The following is an 18,135-nucleotide window of genomic DNA, read 5'->3' as shown; positions in this document are numbered from 1 at the left end:
AGACGTTGAAACACCAAAGCGCCGCATGACCATGCGGCGCTTTTTGTTACAGAATGTCCGGGGTCACGTGGATCAAGGTCGGGACAGGTGCATCAAACGCCGCGCGAACCGCACTCTGCATCTCAGCCAGAGATGAAGGGGCTGAGGAAAGCGCGCCAAAAGCCTCGGCCAGTTTGCAGAAATCCGGGTTATGCGCCACCACCGCATTGGGCGCGATCTGGCTGCGGACCATGCTGTCTTCGATTTCTTTCAGCTTGCCATTGTCCCACAGGATGATCGGCAGCGACAATCCCAGTTCGACCGCAACACCCAGTTCCTGCATCGTATAGTGGAACCCGAAATCCCCGGCGATTACCGCCGTTGGTTTGCCGCGCCGCGCCACTGCGCCGCCAATTCCGGCTGGCAAACCATAGCCCAGCGTTCCGAACCCGGTCGGATGGTGCCAGTGATGCGGATAGGCCATGTCCCACACCTCTTTCGCGACATAGGCGAATTGGGTCATGTCGGAATAGATCATGGTATCTGCGGGCATCGCCGCGCGCAGCGCATCGGCCACTGCTACAATTCCGGGCCGTTCGGCATCCACCTCGGCCCGCCACCGGGCACGGGTTTCGGAAATTTCATCGGGCGACCAGCCGGTTGCCGGTTTCAGGTTTTCGGTCGCCTGCCACAAAGCGCGGGCAAAGCTTTCGCTGTCAGTTTGCAGTTTGATCGCGGCGCGATGGTGGTCGGACAGGACTTCGGGATCAAGGTCAACCCGGATCAATGTTGCCGAATGCCCAAGGTCGCTGCGCCACAGATCGACCTCGCCCAGTTCGGCGCCGACCGCGATGACCAGATCCGCCGAGGCGATAACCTCGGCGCTGCCGGGGCGCGGCAGCGACGCGCCGAAATCCAGCGGATAGTTTGCGCCCGGCAACCCGCGCCCTGCGTATGTGGTAAAGCAGGCCGCCCCTAGCTGTGTCAGAATCTGCCGCCAGTCATTGGATTTGCAACCGCCCCCCAGAATGAACAGCGGCCTGCGCGCAAGGTTCAGCATCGAGACAACCGGCGATACGTCGGGTGGCAACGCCTTGGTGCGCAACGCGGGCTGGATGGGGAAAGGTGCCGGGTCAGCCTCGGCCTGCAACTGCGCGATAGTCACCTGAATATGCTTGGGACGCGGGCGCGACAGCTCGAATTCTTCAAAAGCGCGTTCGACCAGTGCATAGGCGGCCTCGGCCGTATTGGCCTGTGCCGACCAGTCGGCAACGGTTCCGGCCGCAAGGCGCTGGTCCTTCATCTGGTGCAACTGGCCGCGCAAGGCCTGTGTTTCATCAAGGCAGGACGACACCACCAGCATCGGCACCGAGTCGCTGTAGGCTTGCCCGATCGGCGTCATGATGTTGCACAGGCCGGGCCCGGTGATCACATAGGCAACCCCCGGCTTGCCGGTTGCGCGGGCATACCCATCGGCCATGAACCCCGCCCCCTGTTCGTGACGGGCCAGAACATGTTGGATGCCAGCCTCTTCGATGCCGCGGTACATTTCCTGATTGTGAACGCCGGGTATGCCAAAAATCACGTCCACGCCACGATCCTTGAGCATATGCGAAATCTGCGCGCCAAGGGGTCTTTTCATCAGCCTCTCCAGAATTGAACGGTGAAGATCGCGTAAACGGCCAACAGCTCGAGCCGCCCGACCAGCATCCCGATTGTCAGAAACCATTTGGCCGTGTCGTTGAGATTTGCGAAATTGCCCGCTGGTCCGATCTGATCGCCCAGACCGGGGCCGACATTGGCCAGCGCGGTCGCCGCCCCTGAAACGGCTGTGATGAAGTCCAGACCGGTCAGCGCCAGCGCCCAGGACAGCACGCCCATCGACAGGACGAAGAACATGAAAAAGCTCATCACCGAGGTCAGAACACCCTGCCCCACGGGCCGCCCATCATAGAGCGGCACGAACACGCCATGCGGAGACCTGATCCGTTTGATCTGACTTTTGATCGAGGCAAACAGCAGTTGATAGCGGAATATCTTGATCGAGCATGCGGTCGAACCCGCGCAGCCGCCAATCAGGCCGATCAGGAAGAACATCATGATCGGAAAGCTGCCCCAGCCCATGTAATCGACACTGGCATAGCCGGTGCCCGAGATGATCGAGGTGATGTTGAACAGAGATTCCCGAAACGCCTGTTCCCAGTGATGCGGAAAGACCGATGTCAGGAAAATCGACATGATGATGACCAGAACCAGAATGGTCGCCAGAAACGCGCGAATTTGACTGTCTTTCCACAGGGACGCTGTATGGCCGTTTGCCAGCTGGACATAGCGCACAAAAGGAAGCGCCGCCAAAATCATGAACACCGACGCCGCATATTCAGCGGGGCCTGAGAAGGTTCCGAACGAAGCGTCATAGTTCGAGAATCCACCGGTCGAAAGCGTTGTCAACGCATGTACCAGCGCATCGAAAAAGTTCATTCCCAGACCGGCGTAAACCAGCGCGCAAACCAGTGTCAGGAAAACATAGATGAGCGAAATCTGACCCGCGATCTCTTGCGCGCGAGGCAGGATTTTACCCATTGTTTCAAAGCCTTCCGAGCGGAAGATCTGCATGCCGCCGACACGCAGTTCGGGCAGGAACACCATGGCGACAACGATGATCCCGATACCCCCCAGCCATTGCAGGATACCACGCCACAGCAATAGCCCCTGCGGCAGGGTATCCAACCCGGAAATCACCGTTGAACCTGTTGTTGTCAGGCCGGACATCGCCTCGAAATACGCGTCGACAAAGCGCAGCTCGGTTTCACCGAACAGAAACGGAATTGCCCCAAACAGGGGCAGCGCCGCCCAAACACCGGTTGTCAACAGGAAGGTCTGGCGGATGGTCAGCCCTTCGCCCACACCGTTCGAGCAGCTCATCGCCAGAACGGTCCCGGTCAGCGTCGTGATAATGGCGCTTTCCAGAAATACCGGCCATTCGCCGCGCCCCTCGATCAGGTCCGCGAGCATAGGCAGCAGCATGGTCGCCCCAAGAATGGCGACCAGCAAGCCAATCACATATCCGACCGGGCGAAGATCCATCATGACGCGCAGGGTTGGCGTGCCAACCCGACCGTGTCAAGCAGATGATCCCGGTTTACCTGTCAGTTTTTGACATCTGTTCCGGGCATCACAGGCGGTTTGGACGGGGCGCGTGATTTTCGCGCCTGCGGTTTGCGCAGTTCCGTCGCCGGGGCTGGTTTCGCCTGCACCTTGGCCGGGGCAGGATCGGCCTGTGTCGGCCTGACCTGCGCTGCCTGAACAGGCGCCGGTGTCGCAGGGGCGGGCTTGGGCGTTACGGGCGACACGCTTTCGGTCGCAGGTGTCGCCGCGGATTCAACAGGTTTTACTGCTTTTTCATCACTAACCGCTGGTGTCGGTTTGGCTGCCGCCGGGGGTGCTGCCTTGGGCCGCGGACTGGCTGAAAACTCAACCGATTTGGCCGTCGGCTTGGCCGGCGCAGGTTTGCGGGCCAGCTTTTTCTTGGCCGTTGACGATTTCGCCGGTACGCGTTTCGTGCGCGTCGCGGCGGGTTTGGGTTTGGCCGCCGGTTTTTCCGCCGGAGCTTTCACCACTGGACCCGGTGCTGATGCTGCCAAGTGCAGGGCATGGACCGGCACCATCGGCAGTTCAAGTGCCGAACGGGTCATGATCTGTGCGATCTTGATCTGGTTGACGATCGCATAGCCAGCCATGCGTATAGCCGCGGCCTGAAGCTCCAGCGGTTGGGTAATCGGATTCATTCCATAGATCTCCTGTGAAAACGATGCAGCCCGGAGAGAGAGGGTAAAGCGCCCTGCCCGCTCGGGTGGTCCGGGCGGAGGTTGGGGTCTTGCAGTCCAAGGCGTCTCACGTCTCGGCTTCCTTTCGGGGTGACACACCATTGAGCGCGCCGGTGTGCCGAAGCTGCATTCCCCGTCAGGATACAGGAGTTTTTCACGCAAGTGCAGCATTTTTGCTGCGCTGCGGCGAATGAGCGCCGATCAGGAAAATCTCTGATTAAATTCTAGCCACTTACCCGAGACGTTCAGCCAACGTGAAACAGGGTCGTGAACAGTTTCGGGTCAAGGCTGGACGCGGCGAAGGTTGGGCCCTCGGTCAGAATCGACACGGCGTCATGGCTGTGCAGGCTTTCCTGATGGCTTGCGACAACGCGAAAATCACCGACGTGATGATCTGCCAGCAACTCGGCGCAGAACAGGCGCGCGGCATCTTCGACGAAGATCGGATTGGCTGCGTTCAATTCGGCAAAAGCCTGTTCATCTTCGCGCTTCACCATCACCTGCGTTTCCGTCGGAACCGCACGGCGGCACAGCGCAATCAGGTCTTCAAACCAAAGGCAATCCGCATCACAGTCCACGACAACCGAGATCCGTGCGACGGAGCGCTGCGAATGCGGCGTCGCCAGCTGACCGCGCATCGACCGGGCATGTTCGCTGAGTTCCAGCGAACAGGGGCAGGTCGAGGAATAGACATAGTCAAGGTGCATGATCTTCTGACGCACACCGTTCTGTTCGACCAGTTCCAGCGCGATATCGTAATACTGATACCCCTCAAGGCCCGAGCGCAGGCTTTTGATCCTGTCCGGGTAGGAAAAGCGCATCTGGATACGGGCGTCGAAGCTGTCCAGATCGGACATGTAATCGTCCAGGGCGGATTCCATGACCTCAAAGCTGAAGGTCCGTTCCGCATGTTTGTAGAAAGACCGCATGATCCGGGACATGTTGATGCCCTTTTTCTCGGCCTCGAGGCTGACGGTACCGGTGATCGAGGTTTCCAGCGTCAGGTCTTCGCCCTCTTTCCGGTGGAACCGGATCGGCAGGCGGAAGTTCGAAATACCCACATGTTGGATCTGCTGTTTGGCCCCACGGATCAGGCTGGACGGGCCGTTCTGCAAATCCGGCAAGGATGCGCGGTACGCCGCATCGACGGTAAAGTCATCGGGGTAAGCGCGCGAAAAGGGCGGATAGTTGCCCGCCGCCAGACCGGGCAGCAGCCGGGCCACAGCCGGGTCAAGCTGGTTTATCTCGGCTTCCGAGGCAGATTTGGCCCATTGCCGCAAAACGTTCAAAGCCTCGGCAGCCTTGTCCCGATCCGGTTTTTCATCAATGTCGCGCGGGTGAACATTCATCAGCGGCAGTTCCTTGGTTGGTCGTCGGACTATATATGACTGATGGTCTATTACCAGTCTAACCCGATACGTCGGCAATAGCAGCCCGGATTGAAAAATCCGGCGCAAAACCGTCATCTCGCAACAGTTAGCGCCTTTTGAAGGTGGGAACAGCGGGTGGCACGCCTGTCAGCCGCCCGAAACAAAATGGCCGCGTGGGCAGGCAACCTGCCCCCCACGCACGAAAAGGGCGCGGGGGGCTTTGGTTTATTTCTGCGAGGCTTCCAACGCTTGCTGAATGTCGGCCAGCAAGTCACCGGCATCCTCAAGCCCGACGGAAAAGCGGATCAGGCCCGGTGTAATGCCCAGCTGGTCCTTCTGCGCGTCGCTGAGACGCTGGTGCGTTGTTGTCGCCGGGTGCGTCGCGATGGATTTGGCATCGCCCAGATTGTTCGAAATCACCGGGATGGTCATCGCGTTCAGGAAGGCAAACGCCGCATCCTTGCCGCCCTTGATGTCCAGCGATAGCACAGTCCCGCCCTTGCCGCCCAACTGGGTCTGAACCAGTGCGTTCTGGGCGTGGGTTTTCAAACCGGGGTAAAGCGTCCGTTCCAATGCCGGGTGCCCTTCCAGCGCCTCGGCAATCTTTTGCGCGCTTTCGGCCTGTGCATTGACCCGCAGCGCCATCGTCTCAAGGCCCTTGAGCATGATCCACGCATTGAACGGGCTCAGCGCGCCACCGGTATGCTTGAGATAGGGTTCAACTGTTCCGCGGATGAAGTCCTTGGTTCCGATGATCACACCGCCCAGCGCACGGCCCTGCCCGTCGATATGCTTGGTCGCTGAGTAGACGACCACATCCGCACCCTGCTGGATCGCGCGCGAGAACACCGGGGTCGAGAACACGTTGTCCACCACGACAACGGCTCCGACCGCATGGGCCAGATCGGCCACAGAAGCGATATCGATCACCTCTAGCGTGGGGTTCGACATGGATTCAAAGAAAACGGCCTTGGTGTCCGGGCGGATCGCAGCCTTCCACTGCTCAAGATCGGTGCCGTCCACAAAGCTCACCTCCACGCCATAGCGGCTCAGGATGTTTTCAAGGATATAGAGGCACGAACCGAACAGCGCCTTGGCCGAAACAACATGGTCCCCGGCCTTCAGCATCGAGGTCAGCGCGCCGTTGACGGCAGCCATGCCCGAGGCCGTCGCAAAGGCATCTTCGCCGCCTTCCAGCGCCGCGATGCGTTGCTCGAACATGGACACGGTCGGGTTGCCGTAACGGGCATAGATGAACTCGTCGGGGCCACATTCCAGAAACCGGGCCTCGGCCTGTTCCGCGCTTTCGTAGACGAAACCCTGCGTCAGGAAAATCGCCTCGCTCACCTCGTTATACTGGCTGCGACGGATGCCGCCATGGACGGCTTGGGTGCGTTTGTTCCAGTTCTCGCTCATCTCATTCCTTTCAGCCTCGGGGGAGGCAAACAAAAAACCCCAGACGCGGCCAAGCGAAAGGGGTCTTTCATCCTGACCTTTTAGCGGTGTTGTTTAGCGTGGCCCGCAATCCGGTAACAAATCGCCACGTAGCTTCAGGATCGCAATACGCCTCGGGCGGTTCGCGGTCAAGCCCGGCCTGCGCTTCGGTCACGCTTTCGTAAGCGGTACTTGCCGAACCGGCAGAAACCCGCATGATCCCTGTCAACATCAGGAGAATGCATGGCTGACCCGATTGATCTGTATTTCTGGCCGACACCGAATGGCTGGAAAGTTTCCATCGCCCTGGAGGAGATGGAGCTGCCCTACACCACCCATCTGATCAATATCGGCAAGGGTGACCAGTTCGACCCCGCGTTCCTGAAAATCGCGCCCAACAACCGGATGCCCGCCATCGTCGATCCCGACGGGCCGGACGGCGCACCTGTTTCGGTTTTCGAAAGCGGCGCGATCCTGATGTATCTGGCCCGCAAGACCGGGCGGTTCTATGGCACGACCGAACGCGACCGGATCGCGGTCGAGGAATGGCTGATGTGGCAGATGGGCGGCGTTGGCCCGATGGCCGGTCAGGCGCATCACTTCCTGAAATACGCCCCGCAACTGGACCCGCCGCAGGACCTGCCCTATGCCAAGGACCGCTACCGCGCCGAGGTCGCGCGCCTGTACGGCGTACTGGACAGGCGGCTGGCCGAAAACGAGTATGTCGCGGGCGATTTCTATTCCATCGCCGACATGTCGATCTGGGGCTGGGCCAGCCTGTGGGAAGGCCAGCAGCAGGTGCTGGAGGACAAACCGCACTTTGCCCGCTGGCTGGAGACCGTCAGCGCCCGCCCAGCCGTTCAGGCCGGACGCGCGCTGTATGCCGAGTTGCGAGGGGATCACCGGGACAAGCAGGCGCAGAGCGTTTTGTTCAAGCGGTAGGTATGTTCGATATACCAAAACCGTATCAATACTTGTGAAGGTTTTGCGAAAGGAATGTGTCCAAGATGTCTCTTGCGATTGGGCGCTCAGCGCAGCTTGGAGAAAACGACCGTTAAGTGAAACGGGTTTAGGTTGAGCACCTGCGCCCCCACACAGCGTCAATAGTACCCCAAAGTCCAGCAATAAACGATGAGACACCATCTAGCGCCCCTTTACGCCCATTGCCAAATACGTACAAATGTATTAATGTACGGTAAAATGTACGTAATCAAGACAACAAACCGCAATGGAGGCAAAAAATGGCAAGAAACGAACGCTTTGAAATGCGCTTGGACAGCGCGCTCTTGGATCAGATTGACGAATGGAGAGATCTTCAGTCCGACGCACCGTCCCGCGCCGAGGCGGTGCGTCAGCTTTTGGAGTACGCTCTGTCGGGCACCTTAAAAAAGGAAACTCAGCTCGACAAACCTCAGCGCCTGATGGTTTGGCTCCTCACGGAGATACTCAAAACCCAAGAAGGCTGTGGGGACAGACACCGTATCTCTCTCATCCAAGAGGCCATATATGGCGGGCATCTGTGGGCACTCGATTGGGAACTGACAGGTCTCATGCATTCTAACACAGATAAACCTGAGGATGTGAAGTTCGTTGTCAATGTACTGGATATGTGGACTTTCATCGAGCGCGCCTTTGACAAGCTATCGGACGCTGACAAGGCCAAGCTCGAAAAAGAAGTTCCTTACATTGGCAAAGACCCAAAGTTCATCGGTTTTGATGGCAACAATGAAACCGACTACATGGGGATCGCCATGTTCCTCATCCATCAGATGGAGCGCTTCACAAACTTCAACTCTCGTGAACTCAACTCACACATGCCGAAGGTCCAGAGGTACGCAAAGATGTATCAGGTCTTTGAACCTATCCGCGCCAAGCTGGTTGGACGTGAAATGACTGTCGAAGAGATAATCGAAGTTCTCAAGAGAGATTAATATCCTCAGCTCCGTTGGGGGCTGAATGCCCCCGAGGTTATCCTTGGCCTCGTGGATAGACCCCAGCGCCTTCCCAAAAGGGACCGTTTCTTCTTGACCATCCGAAAGTCGCCTTGGCGTAGCAGAAGCGAATTCACACTTTGGCCCCATCCCAGATTACTCCTCCCCCGCGCCAACAGGCCCGGCATCTCCGGAATATCCTCGATCCTTGCCGCGATCGCATGGGTTACCAAATGCGCCCTCTGCATCCGGCCCTGCAACGCCCCCGGCGGCGGATCCGTGGCGGCGGCGCGACTTATCAGCGAAACTGGAATTCAGGTTCCGCGGGGAAAGACATGGAAATACCTGTCCAGTGCCCATTGCGCAGCCTTGCAACGTTCCGCCCGTCAACACGCATCCGGGTTGTCAGGACAAATGCGGCCTGCCCTTTGTTCGCTCCGGCTTTCTGGGCTGCGCCGTCAGAACGCTCGGCCCCGTCGAAAAGCATACCATCGGGTTTTGCCGACCGCCGGGACCGAAAGTTCGGAACCAAATGCGGCTTTCGATCCGTTTCGTCAGACGAGCGCGACGCTTCAATCCGCTTGAGTTGCTGCAACTCCGACCGAAGCTTTTTTGCAGTCTCAACCTGCCTGCGTTCAAAGGAATAAGCGCTTAACGCCTCATCAATCATTCGGGCGGTGTGAACATACCCCGCAGAACGTGTGAGTTCCGAGAGCTCTGCCAGACGGTCGGAAATCCGGCTTTCGTCCCGTGAGACGGTTTTTTCGAGCGATCCTTGGTGTGTTGCGTTGGGCATCCGAACTGACTCTGAAAAGACGTTGAGTGATGCGCAATCCGGCCCGAGCTTTGACGCAAGCCGATGCGCAAAGATGCGTGTCACTACGCGCCCGGCGCCGGAGAGTCGACCATCCCGCGTTCAAGTGGCGGAAAAGCGCCTTAAACACACATTTGAGGCAAAGAAAACATATCGCCCGTTCTTCAGGCGCGGGTTTGCGGCACTGCGACGGGCAGTTTAGGATTGATCCGCACGACAGACCTAACCCTGCCCCTGCACCAGTAGGTCCAGCATGCCCGAGATATCCTCGATCTCTTCCGCGATCACGTGGGTCACCGAATGCGCCCGCTGCATCCGGCCTGTCACCTTCAGCAACCGCCCCGAGATCACCGCACGGCGGAAGCGTTCGTAGATCTTGCGCCAGACCACCACGTTGACGATCCCGGTCTCATCCTCAAGCGTCAGAAAGATCACGCCTTTGGCCGTCCCCGGCCGCTGCCGCAGGATCACCAGCCCGGCCACGGCCACACGCGCCCCTTCGGGCGGGGCCTCCAGCTGGGCGGAGGGCAGACAGGACGGCGGTCGCGGCCAGTCCCGGTTTGAAATCGCGCGGTGAAAAGGGGCAGTAAACATAAGAACAAAAATAGAACAAAATACAGGAAAGTCCAGACACGGCGTAAGGAGTCGCAAATGAGGCTGGAAACACCTAACTCCCTTCACTAAGGAAGGTTTCGAACATCGCAAAAGGAAGACGCACGCAATGGCAAAGATCACCTATGTCGAGCATGGCGGTACCGAGCACACTGTCGAGGTCGCCAACGGACTGACCGTCATGGAAGGGGCCCGTGACAACAACATTCCCGGCATCGAGGCCGATTGCGGCGGTGCCTGCGCCTGCTCGACCTGCCATGTCTATGTTCACCCCGACTGGGTCGAGAAAATCCCGGCCAAGGACGACATGGAAGAGGACATGCTGGATTTCGCCTATGAGCCCGACCCGGCCCGCTCGCGCCTGACCTGCCAGATCAAGGTGACCGACGCGCTGGACGGCCTGATTGTCCAGATGCCTGAAAAGCAGATCTGATGCCCAACAAAGCGCCGCGTCAGCCCGCCCGCCTGTGGCAATGTCGGGTGCGCAGCGCTTTGCTCCCTTTTGGCCTGTGGTGCGCGCTGCCAATCGCCGTCGCGGCGGATACCATCACCGACGCCCGCTTCACGGAACCAACCACGCGATACGCGCATGGCGTTTTGGGTGACAATATCGAATACGGCGCGCTGGAACTTGTGGTCAATGACACAGTCGTAACGGTTCGCCTGCCACAGGACCGTGTATTCGAAGACCTCGCGCCGCGTCTGGCAGACATCGACAGGGACGGCGCGGTTGAAACAATTGTCGTTGAAACGCAGGACACAACCGGCGCTCAGCTTGCGATCTACAACGCCGCTGGAGAAAAAATCGCAGCCACACCTCATATCGGCGCACGATTCCGCTGGCTCGCCCCGGTCGGTGCTGCTGATCTGGATGGTGACGGCAATATCGAGATCGCCTATATTGATCGCCCCCACCTGGCCAAAACCCTGCGCATCTGGCGCTTCAAAGATGGTGGACTGACCGAAATCGCTGCTCTGCCCGGCCTGACCAACCACAAGATCGGTGAGGATTTCATTTCCGGCGGCCTGAGGAGCTGTGGCGACCATCCCGAAATGATCCTCGCCAGCGCAGACTGGTCGCGGATCATCCGTGTTTCCTATCAGGATGGCTGGCATCTGACGGACCTCGGTCCGCTCAAACACCGCGACAATCTCACATCAGCCCTGAATTGCTGATCCGCTTCTTCATCTGGCCAAAAGATCCTGGAGGGTGAGTGGTTGAAAAGAAATCGTCCAGCGGACGATTTCGACCGCAAACGCGCGCAGCGCCGGGAGGCCGCAAGGCCGAGGGGGCAAAGCCCCCTGCCCGATCATCCCTCCAAAGCGCGCCAGCCGATATCGCTGCGATAGAACCCTTCGGGCCAATCCACGGCATCAACCATCTGATACGCCCGGTCGCGCGCCTCTTGCAGCGTTTTTCCGCGCGCGGTCACGTTCAGAACGCGCCCGCCGACAGCCTGCACCTGCCCCGCAGCCTCGCTAGTGCCGGCATGAAACACCATGTTGCTGCTGTCCTCGGGCAAGCCGTCCAATCCTTTGATGACCGTGCCCTTCTCGTAGGTTCCCGGATAACCTTTGGCCGCCATCACGACCGTCATCGCGTGATCATCGGCCCAGTTGACCCGCATCTCGCCCAGCCGCCCTTCGGCGGTGGCATGCAACAGGTCCATCGCCTGCGCGCCCAGACGCATCATCAGGACCTGACATTCCGGGTCCCCGAAACGGACGTTGTATTCCACAAGGCGCGGCTGGCCGTCCTTGATCATCAGCCCCGCATAGAGAATTCCCTGAAACGGTGTGCCCCGGCGCTTCATTTCGGCAATGGTGGGGCGCACGATTTCTTCCATCGCGCGCGCTTCAACTTCCGCACTCAGAACCGGCGCCGGAGAATAGGCACCCATCCCCCCGGTGTTCAGGCCCGTGTCACCATCACCCACCCGCTTGTGGTCTTGTGCCGTGCCGATGGACAGGATGTCTTGGCCGTCGCACAGAACAAACAAAGACGCTTCTTCGCCGTCCATAAACTCTTCGATCACGACCTCGGCCCCCGCGCCACCAAAGGCACCGCCGAACATGTCGTCAATGGCGTCAAGCGCCGTGTCTTCGTCCATGGCCACGATCACGCCCTTGCCCGCGGCCAGACCATCGGCCTTGACCACGATGGGCGCGCCCTGTTCGCGGATATAGGCCTTGGCGGGTTCGGGCGCGGTGAACCGCGCATAGGCAGCGGTGGGCGCATGTGCCGCGTCGCAGATTTCCTTGGTAAAGCTTTTCGAGGCCTCAAGCCGGGCCGCTTCGGCGGACGGTCCGAAAACCAGCACCCCGGCTTCGCGCAGGCGATCCGCCACTCCGGCCGCCAAAGGCGCCTCGGGGCCAACAATCACGAAATCAATCGCGTTTTCCTCGGCAAAGCTGACAACGGCCCCGCCGTTTTCGATATCCAGAGCGGCACAATCCGCGATCTGAGCGATCCCGGCATTGCCCGGCGCCACGATCAGTCGGTCGCATTTTGGGTTTTGCATCACTGCCCAGGCCAGGCTGTGTTCGCGCCCGCCGCTGCCGAGAATAAGGATGTTCATGGGGTCGTCTCCGATCTGCTTGGCCTCGCCTGCGCGGCGTTCTAAGCTGGGTGAGCAATTGAAACAAGGCGCTGAAATGTCCGACCTGCTTGATGACCCGATTCCGGGCCAAAACACCCCTGAATACACGGTTTCCGAGGTATCGGGCGAGGTGAAGCGCACGCTGGAAGGCGCGTTCGGGCGAATCCGCGTGCGCGGCGAAGTCGGGCGCGTGTTCAAGGCCCGGTCCGGGCACCTGTACTACGACATCAAGGACGACCGTAACGTTTTGGCCTGCACGACATGGAAAGGTCAGGTTTCCAGCCTCTCGGTCGTGCCAGAGGAAGGGCTGGAGGTTGTCGTCACCGGTCGCCTGACCGCTTTTGGCGCACAGTCCAAATACAACCTGAATGTCGATGAAGTTGCCGTTGCCGGTCAGGGCGCACTTATGGCCTTGCTGGAAAAGCGCAAGAAACAGCTTGAGGCCGAAGGTCTGTTTGCGCCCGAGCGCAAGAAGCCCCTGCCGTATCTGCCGCAGATCATCGGCGTCGTGACATCGCCTTCGGGCGCGGTGATCCGTGACATTCTGCACCGGCTTCGGGACAGGTTCCCGCGAAAGGTGCTGATCTGGCCCGTGGCCGTGCAGGGCGCAAACTGCGCCCCCGAGGTTTCCCGCGCCATCGAAGGGTTCAACCAGTTGACACCCGGCGGCGCACTGCCCCGTCCTGACCTGATCATCGTGGCCCGTGGCGGTGGGTCGATCGAAGATCTTTGGGGCTTCAACGAAGAGAGTGTCGCGCGCGCCGCCGCCGCATCGGACATACCGCTGATTTCGGCCGTTGGGCATGAAACCGACACGACCCTGATCGATTTCGTCTCGGACCGCCGCGCGCCTACACCCACAGCTGCGGCAGAGCTGGCCGTGCCGGTCCGCATCGAACTGCTGGCCTGGACCGGCGAGCAAGGCGCCCGCTTGTCGCGCGCGGCAACGGACACGGTGCAGCGCCGTTCGCAAAGGCTGCGCGATTTGTCCCGCGCCCTGCCGCGCCCAGACAGCCTGTTGAACTCCCCCCGGCAACGCCTTGATTTGATTGCGGATCGCCTGACCCCGGCTTTGACGCGAGGAGTGCAAAACCGCCGCCTGCAAGTGGTGGAACTGTCAGCCCATCTGCGCCCGTCAACTCTGCGCGGTCTGGTCTCGGCCCGGCAGGAATCACTGCGCAACCTGTCGTCGCGCCTGTCCCTGCGCCCGATTCAACGCGAGATCGGCCTGCACGCGCAAAACCTTGCCCGGCTTGGTGACCGGATGAACGCGGCGCAGACCACGCGGCTGGATCGTCTGAAACATCAGTTGGAGGCCACCGACCGCCTGCGCGAAACGCTCAGCTACAAGGCGACGCTGGAACGCGGATATGCTGTGGTCCGCGCAGATGGGAATGTCATCACGACCAAGGCCGAGGCCGCAAAACACACGGTGCTGGACATCGAGTTCGCCGATGGCATTCTTGGCACCGGGACAGCCGCAAAGCAGACCAACCGGAAATCCAAACCGGATGCACCAGATCAGGGATCGTTATTCTAAGCCATGCTGACAATCTGGGGCCGCAAAACGTCATCGAATGTTCAGGCCCTGATGTGGTGCGTCGGAGAGCTGGATCTGCGCTTTCACCGCCACGATGCAGGGCACAGGTTCGGCGGGCTGGACACCGATGCCTTTCGCAAGCTGAACCCGAACGGCACCATCCCAGTACTACAGGATGACAATCACCCACCGCTGTGGGAAACCGGCGCAATCCTGCGCTATCTGGCGAATGCCTATGGCGGGAATGCGTTCTGGCCACGCGACCCGGTTCAACGGGCCGAAGTCGACAAATGGGCGGAATGGGCCAAGATCAACGTTGCGATGGATTTCACGGTGCCTGTGTTCTGGCAGGTTGTCCGGACCGCCCCGGCGCAGCAAGACCAAAACGCGATTGAGCAGGCCGTTGCCGCGCTGGATAGCAAACTGGCACTTGCCGATACCCGGCTGTCAGAAAACACCTACCTGTGCGGGCCCGATCTGACGCTGGCCGATATTCAGCTGGGACATATCCTTTATCGCTATTACGACATCGCGACATCCCGCGCGGTCCTGCCCAACCTGCGGCGCTATTACGATAGGCTGACAGAAAGACCTGCATATCAGGAGCATGTCATGCTCAGCTATGATGAGCTTCGGGTAACCTAGTCAGACACCGACGTCGGGGCCATAACACACCATTTCTTCCCCGATATCTTCCGCCTCGTACAGCTCGGTCGCCTGCGGGTCGCCTTCAAACTGCGCGACAAGGCCACCACCGGATCGCGTAAAGACCCAGCATTGCGGATCAAACCGGTCTTCGTAGATGAAACAAATCTGCTCTTCCTGCTGATACCATACACCTTCCTTGCAATCGCCATCCAGAAAAGACCAGATCACGCGGCGGTTGGGCAAATAACGTTCGACCCCGTAGACCTGCCCTTCGAACCCGTAAAACAGGGTCTTGCCCTGCGTATAGGTGTCGAATTCGGGGCCGGACAAAGGGGTCTGGGCCGCAGCGGGCGGCGTGGCAAAGCAGGCGAGAATCATCAGCGCTCGGAACATATGCCCATTGTGTCAGATGCGATCCCGCTATGCCATTCACCCTTTGGCCGAGGGTTGGCGAAACACGCTTAACTCCACGTAAGCGCTTGATTATTTGCCCCACTCGGGATGATGGTATTCGAAAACCGCGGTGAGGTGACATGACAACCCTTCTCTTCTGGATCGCCCTAGGCTGCGCATTGGGATACCTGCCCCTGACGGCCCGACCAGCCAGTTCCTTGCGCACTGTGCTGAAAACCACCTCGGTCGCCGTGTTGGCAGTCATTGCGGTTCTGCAGGGCGGCCCATGGATGCTGGCCGTTGCGCTTGCACTGTGCGCGACCGGGGACGCGCTGTTGTCGCGTGAAACGGATGCCACGTTCATGGCTGGTATTGCCGCTTTTGCCGCCGGGCATCTGGCCTATATCGCCTTGTTTCTTTCGCATCCCGCCAGTTCCGCCAGCCTGATCTGGGACGCCCCCGCGATCGTGTGGTCTCTGATCATTCTGGGCATTGTCATGGCCACCTTGCTTGCCTCTCGGGCCGGAGATCTCAAAGGCCCTGTTCTGGCCTATATACCGATCATCCTTGGCATGGGGATCACCGTGCTGGCGCTGCCCCAGACAGGTGCCCTGCGATGGGCGTTTCCGGCTGCAATCGCCTTCATCGCGTCCGACCTGATCCTTGCAACGGAAAAGTTCCTGCTGCCTGCGAACCATCCCGCCCACAAGCTGACTCCCTATCTGATCTGGCCGCTCTACTGGGGCGCGCAATTTGGGTTCGTCTTCGCTTTTGCGTGACCCTTTGCAACTGCCGCAAATCCGCATTAGGTGAAAGGAACACCTGCGGAGACCAAATATGGCGTTTTTCTCAAAGCTAAAGGACAAGCTGTTCAAATCCTCATCCCGCCTCGAACAGGGGCTGGACGCCATCGTCGAGGATGGTGGCGAGGAAACCGCCGCACCCGACCCTGTCCTCCCCGAACCTGAGCCCGAGCCGCAACCGGTTCCCGAAATCCCGACCCCTGAACCGGCGCAGGAACCGGCTGAACAACCTGCCCCCGCCCCGGCGGATCCCACACCAGCTGCCCCGCCACCAGAAATCCCTGAATCCAAAGGCATCCTGAACCGCTTGTTCAGCCGTGGCAGCCCTGCCACAGAAATGCGACGCACGCTGGATGACGACATGCTCGAGCAACTCGAAGAGCTGCTGATTGCTTCTGACATGGGCGTCGACACCGCCCTGCGTGTCACCTCGAACATGGCCGAGGGGCGCTTTGGGCGCAAACTTTCGACCCGGGAAATCAAACAGTTGCTGGCGCAGGAAGTGGCCCGCGTGATGGAACCCGTGGCCAGGCCTCTGCCGATCTATCCCAAACGTCCACAAGTGGTGCTGGTCGTCGGTGTCAACGGCTCGGGCAAGACCACGACCATCGGCAAACTGGCCAGCCAGTTCAAGCAGGCTGGCAAAAAAGTCGTCATCGCCGCCGGTGATACCTTTCGTGCTGCGGCCGTCGAACAGCTGCAAGTCTGGGGCGACCGCGCCGGGGTTCCGGTTCTGACAGCGCCCGAGGGCTCGGACCCAGCCAGCCTCGCCTTTGACGCGCTGACCCGGGCTCAGGCCGAAGGCGCGGATCTGCTGATGATCGACACCGCCGGACGCCTGCAAAACCGCACCGACCTGATGGAGGAACTGGCCAAGATCGTCCGCGTCATCCGCAAGGTTGACGAGACCGCGCCGCACAACACCTTGCTGGTCCTCGACGCCACCACAGGCCAGAACGCGCTGAGCCAGGTGGAAACCTTTCGCAAGCTGGCCGATGTCTCGGGCCTGATCATGACCAAGCTGGACGGAACCGCCAAGGGCGGCGTGCTGGTCGCTCTGGCCGACAAGTTCGGCCTGCCGATCCACGCTATCGGTGTGGGCGAGCAAATCGATGACCTTGCCCCCTTCGACCCCGAAGAATTCGCCGCCGCCCTGACCGGGCTCGACAAAGGCTGATCCGCCTCTTCATCTGGCCCTAAATATCCTCGGGGGTGTGGGGGCAGACAGCCCCCACCCCTCTCCGCCCTACAAAAGGTCTGCGTATTTGAGCGACTGGCTGATCTCACTTGAAGGCACCGAAGCCGGTCACCAACTGGCGCTGGCACTGGCGTTGATGGCCGCCTTCCTGCACGCCGCGTTCGGGGCGCTGCAGAAAGGCCGTCATGATCCATGGCTGTCCCGCGGTGCCATTGACGCCAGCTATGGTCTGATGGCCGCCCCGTTTGCCTTTTTCGTGGTGCCCTGGCCTGAACCTCATATGTGGCCGATCTTCGCCCTCGTCTGGCTGATCCACATTGCCTACAAGACGCTGCAGGCCGCGGCGTACACCAAAGGGTCCTACACGGTCGTCTATCCCGTCGTGCGCGGGACAGGCCCGCTGTTTACGGTCATTGGTGCCTATCTTCTGTTCGGTGAAACATTCTCGACCGTGCAGTGGCTGGGCGTCGCAACCCTGCTGGCCGGGATATTCGGCCTGGCCGCCTATAATTTCCGGTTTCTTGAAACCAACCGGGACACGCTGGGAATTGCGCTGGTCCTGGCGATCATCACGGGCCTGTTTGTCGCCCTCTACACCACCTATGACGCCTATGGCATTCGCGCCACCGCCGACCCGTTCACATTTCTGGCCTGGTTCTTCATGATCGACGGCGCGGCGATGCCGGTCTACGCCTTCCTCAGATGGCGCGCGATGACACATCGCCCTGCGCCCGGCCCGCTGATGCTGCGGGGTCTGGCTGGCGGCATCATCGCGCCTTTGTCCTTCGGGTCGATCATGCTGGCCACGCGGCTGGACAAAGTCGGCGAAGCCGCCGTGCTGCGCGAAACCTCAACCGTCTTTGCGGCGCTGATCGGCTGGCTTGTCCTGAAGGAGACCGTTGGCCCAAGACGCATTGCATTGATGGCATTGATTGCACTCGGCGCAGTAATAGTTGAAATGGGCGGGTAAGCAGCAGGACATACCG

General features: G+C 60.0%; 18 protein-coding genes and 1 riboswitch. Of the genes, 9 read left to right on the top strand and 9 right to left on the bottom strand.

What is annotated here, in order from left to right; translation table 11 throughout:
• Positions 1-46: 46 nt before the first annotated feature.
• The 5 genes from ACR0CE_RS08000 to metZ form a co-directional block, all read right to left on the bottom strand.
• Positions 47-1,621 carry a thiamine pyrophosphate-binding protein gene (locus ACR0CE_RS08000; RefSeq protein ID WP_480831781.1) on the bottom strand — a complete coding sequence of 525 codons (1,575 nt, stop codon included), beginning with the start codon at positions 1,619-1,621 and terminating at the stop codon, positions 47-49.
• Positions 1,621-3,069 (bottom strand): TrkH family potassium uptake protein, encoded by a 1,449-nt coding sequence (locus ACR0CE_RS07995; RefSeq protein WP_480773586.1) that lies wholly within the window; start codon positions 3,067-3,069, stop codon positions 1,621-1,623. The genes ACR0CE_RS08000 and ACR0CE_RS07995 overlap by 1 nt, the downstream gene beginning before the upstream one ends.
• Positions 3,070-3,128: 59 nt before the next feature.
• Positions 3,129-3,767: a hypothetical protein gene (locus ACR0CE_RS07990; protein ID WP_480831779.1), complete on the bottom strand. Its 639-nt coding sequence runs from the start codon at positions 3,765-3,767 to the stop codon at positions 3,129-3,131.
• Between the two features lie 284 nt (positions 3,768-4,051).
• A complete protein-coding gene (gene folE2 / locus ACR0CE_RS07985; RefSeq protein ID WP_480481445.1) occupies positions 4,052-5,155 on the bottom strand; it encodes a GTP cyclohydrolase FolE2 in 1,104 nt (367 codons plus the stop codon).
• Positions 5,156-5,401: 246 nt separating this feature from the next.
• Positions 5,402-6,592: an O-succinylhomoserine sulfhydrylase gene (gene metZ, locus ACR0CE_RS07980; protein WP_480831777.1), complete on the bottom strand. Its 1,191-nt coding sequence runs from the start codon at positions 6,590-6,592 to the stop codon at positions 5,402-5,404.
• Between the two features lie 60 nt (positions 6,593-6,652).
• A riboswitch (SAM riboswitch) is annotated at positions 6,653-6,730 on the bottom strand.
• Between the two features lie 123 nt (positions 6,731-6,853).
• On the opposite strand from metZ, the gene ACR0CE_RS07975 reads away from it, so the two are divergent.
• The gene (locus ACR0CE_RS07975; protein ID WP_480486013.1) at positions 6,854-7,552 is read left to right on the top strand and encodes a glutathione S-transferase N-terminal domain-containing protein; all 699 of its coding nucleotides are present in this window, start codon (positions 6,854-6,856) and stop codon (positions 7,550-7,552) included.
• 299 nt (positions 7,553-7,851) lie between these two features.
• Positions 7,852-8,541 (top strand): YfbU family protein, encoded by a 690-nt coding sequence (locus ACR0CE_RS07970; RefSeq protein WP_480831775.1) that lies wholly within the window; start codon positions 7,852-7,854, stop codon positions 8,539-8,541.
• 298 nt (positions 8,542-8,839) lie between these two features.
• On the opposite strand, the gene ACR0CE_RS07965 is transcribed toward ACR0CE_RS07970, so the two are convergent.
• Together ACR0CE_RS07965 and ACR0CE_RS07960 are read right to left on the bottom strand one after the other, a co-directional pair.
• Complete coding sequence (locus ACR0CE_RS07965) at positions 8,840-9,337, bottom strand: hypothetical protein (protein WP_480831773.1); 498 nt, start codon at positions 9,335-9,337, stop codon at positions 8,840-8,842.
• A gap of 240 nt (positions 9,338-9,577) precedes the next feature.
• Entirely contained in the window at positions 9,578-9,949 is a 372-nt protein-coding gene (locus ACR0CE_RS07960) for an OB-fold nucleic acid binding domain-containing protein (RefSeq protein WP_480476508.1), read from the bottom strand.
• 127 nt (positions 9,950-10,076) lie between these two features.
• On the opposite strand from ACR0CE_RS07960, the gene ACR0CE_RS07955 reads away from it, so the two are divergent.
• Positions 10,077-10,400 (top strand): 2Fe-2S iron-sulfur cluster-binding protein, encoded by a 324-nt coding sequence (locus tag ACR0CE_RS07955; protein ID WP_209504265.1) that lies wholly within the window; start codon positions 10,077-10,079, stop codon positions 10,398-10,400.
• Positions 10,400-11,143, top strand: coding sequence for an FG-GAP repeat domain-containing protein (locus tag ACR0CE_RS07950; RefSeq protein ID WP_480831770.1), 744 nt, complete (start codon positions 10,400-10,402; stop codon positions 11,141-11,143). Before ACR0CE_RS07955 ends, ACR0CE_RS07950 begins: the two co-directional genes overlap by 1 nt.
• A 134-nt stretch (positions 11,144-11,277) precedes the next feature.
• Here ACR0CE_RS07950 and purD read toward each other — a convergent pair whose 3' ends face one another.
• On the bottom strand, positions 11,278-12,546 hold the full coding sequence (gene purD, locus ACR0CE_RS07945; RefSeq protein ID WP_480831768.1) for a phosphoribosylamine--glycine ligase: 1,269 nt from the start codon (positions 12,544-12,546) through the stop codon (positions 11,278-11,280).
• 76 nt (positions 12,547-12,622) lie between these two features.
• Here purD and xseA point away from each other — a divergent pair, with 76 nt between their 5' ends.
• Entirely contained in the window at positions 12,623-14,107 is a 1,485-nt protein-coding gene (gene xseA, locus ACR0CE_RS07940) for an exodeoxyribonuclease VII large subunit (RefSeq protein ID WP_480831766.1), read from the top strand.
• Positions 14,108-14,110: 3 nt separating this feature from the next.
• Complete coding sequence (locus ACR0CE_RS07935; RefSeq protein WP_480831764.1) at positions 14,111-14,752, top strand: glutathione S-transferase family protein; 642 nt, start codon at positions 14,111-14,113, stop codon at positions 14,750-14,752.
• Here the strand turns inward: ACR0CE_RS07935 and ACR0CE_RS07930 are convergent, their stop codons facing one another.
• Positions 14,753-15,148, bottom strand: a complete 396-nt coding sequence (locus ACR0CE_RS07930) for a hypothetical protein (protein WP_480831762.1) — start codon at positions 15,146-15,148, stop codon at positions 14,753-14,755.
• Positions 15,149-15,288: 140 nt separating this feature from the next.
• On the opposite strand from ACR0CE_RS07930, the gene ACR0CE_RS07925 reads away from it, so the two are divergent.
• From ACR0CE_RS07925 to ACR0CE_RS07915, 3 genes are all read left to right on the top strand, one after another.
• Positions 15,289-15,927 carry a lysoplasmalogenase family protein gene (locus tag ACR0CE_RS07925; RefSeq protein WP_480831760.1) on the top strand — a complete coding sequence of 213 codons (639 nt, stop codon included), beginning with the start codon at positions 15,289-15,291 and terminating at the stop codon, positions 15,925-15,927.
• A gap of 58 nt (positions 15,928-15,985) precedes the next feature.
• Entirely contained in the window at positions 15,986-17,128 is a 1,143-nt protein-coding gene (ftsY, locus tag ACR0CE_RS07920) for a signal recognition particle-docking protein FtsY (protein WP_480831758.1), read from the top strand.
• Between the two features lie 88 nt (positions 17,129-17,216).
• Entirely contained in the window at positions 17,217-18,119 is a 903-nt protein-coding gene (locus tag ACR0CE_RS07915; RefSeq protein WP_480476492.1) for an EamA family transporter, read from the top strand.
• The last annotated feature ends 16 nt before the right edge of the window (positions 18,120-18,135 follow it).

The sequence above is a fragment of the Ruegeria sp. L11 genome (assembly GCF_056531755.1).
The sequence above is the reverse complement of the archived record's forward strand: the minus strand, read 5'-3'. Positions and strand labels throughout refer to the sequence as shown.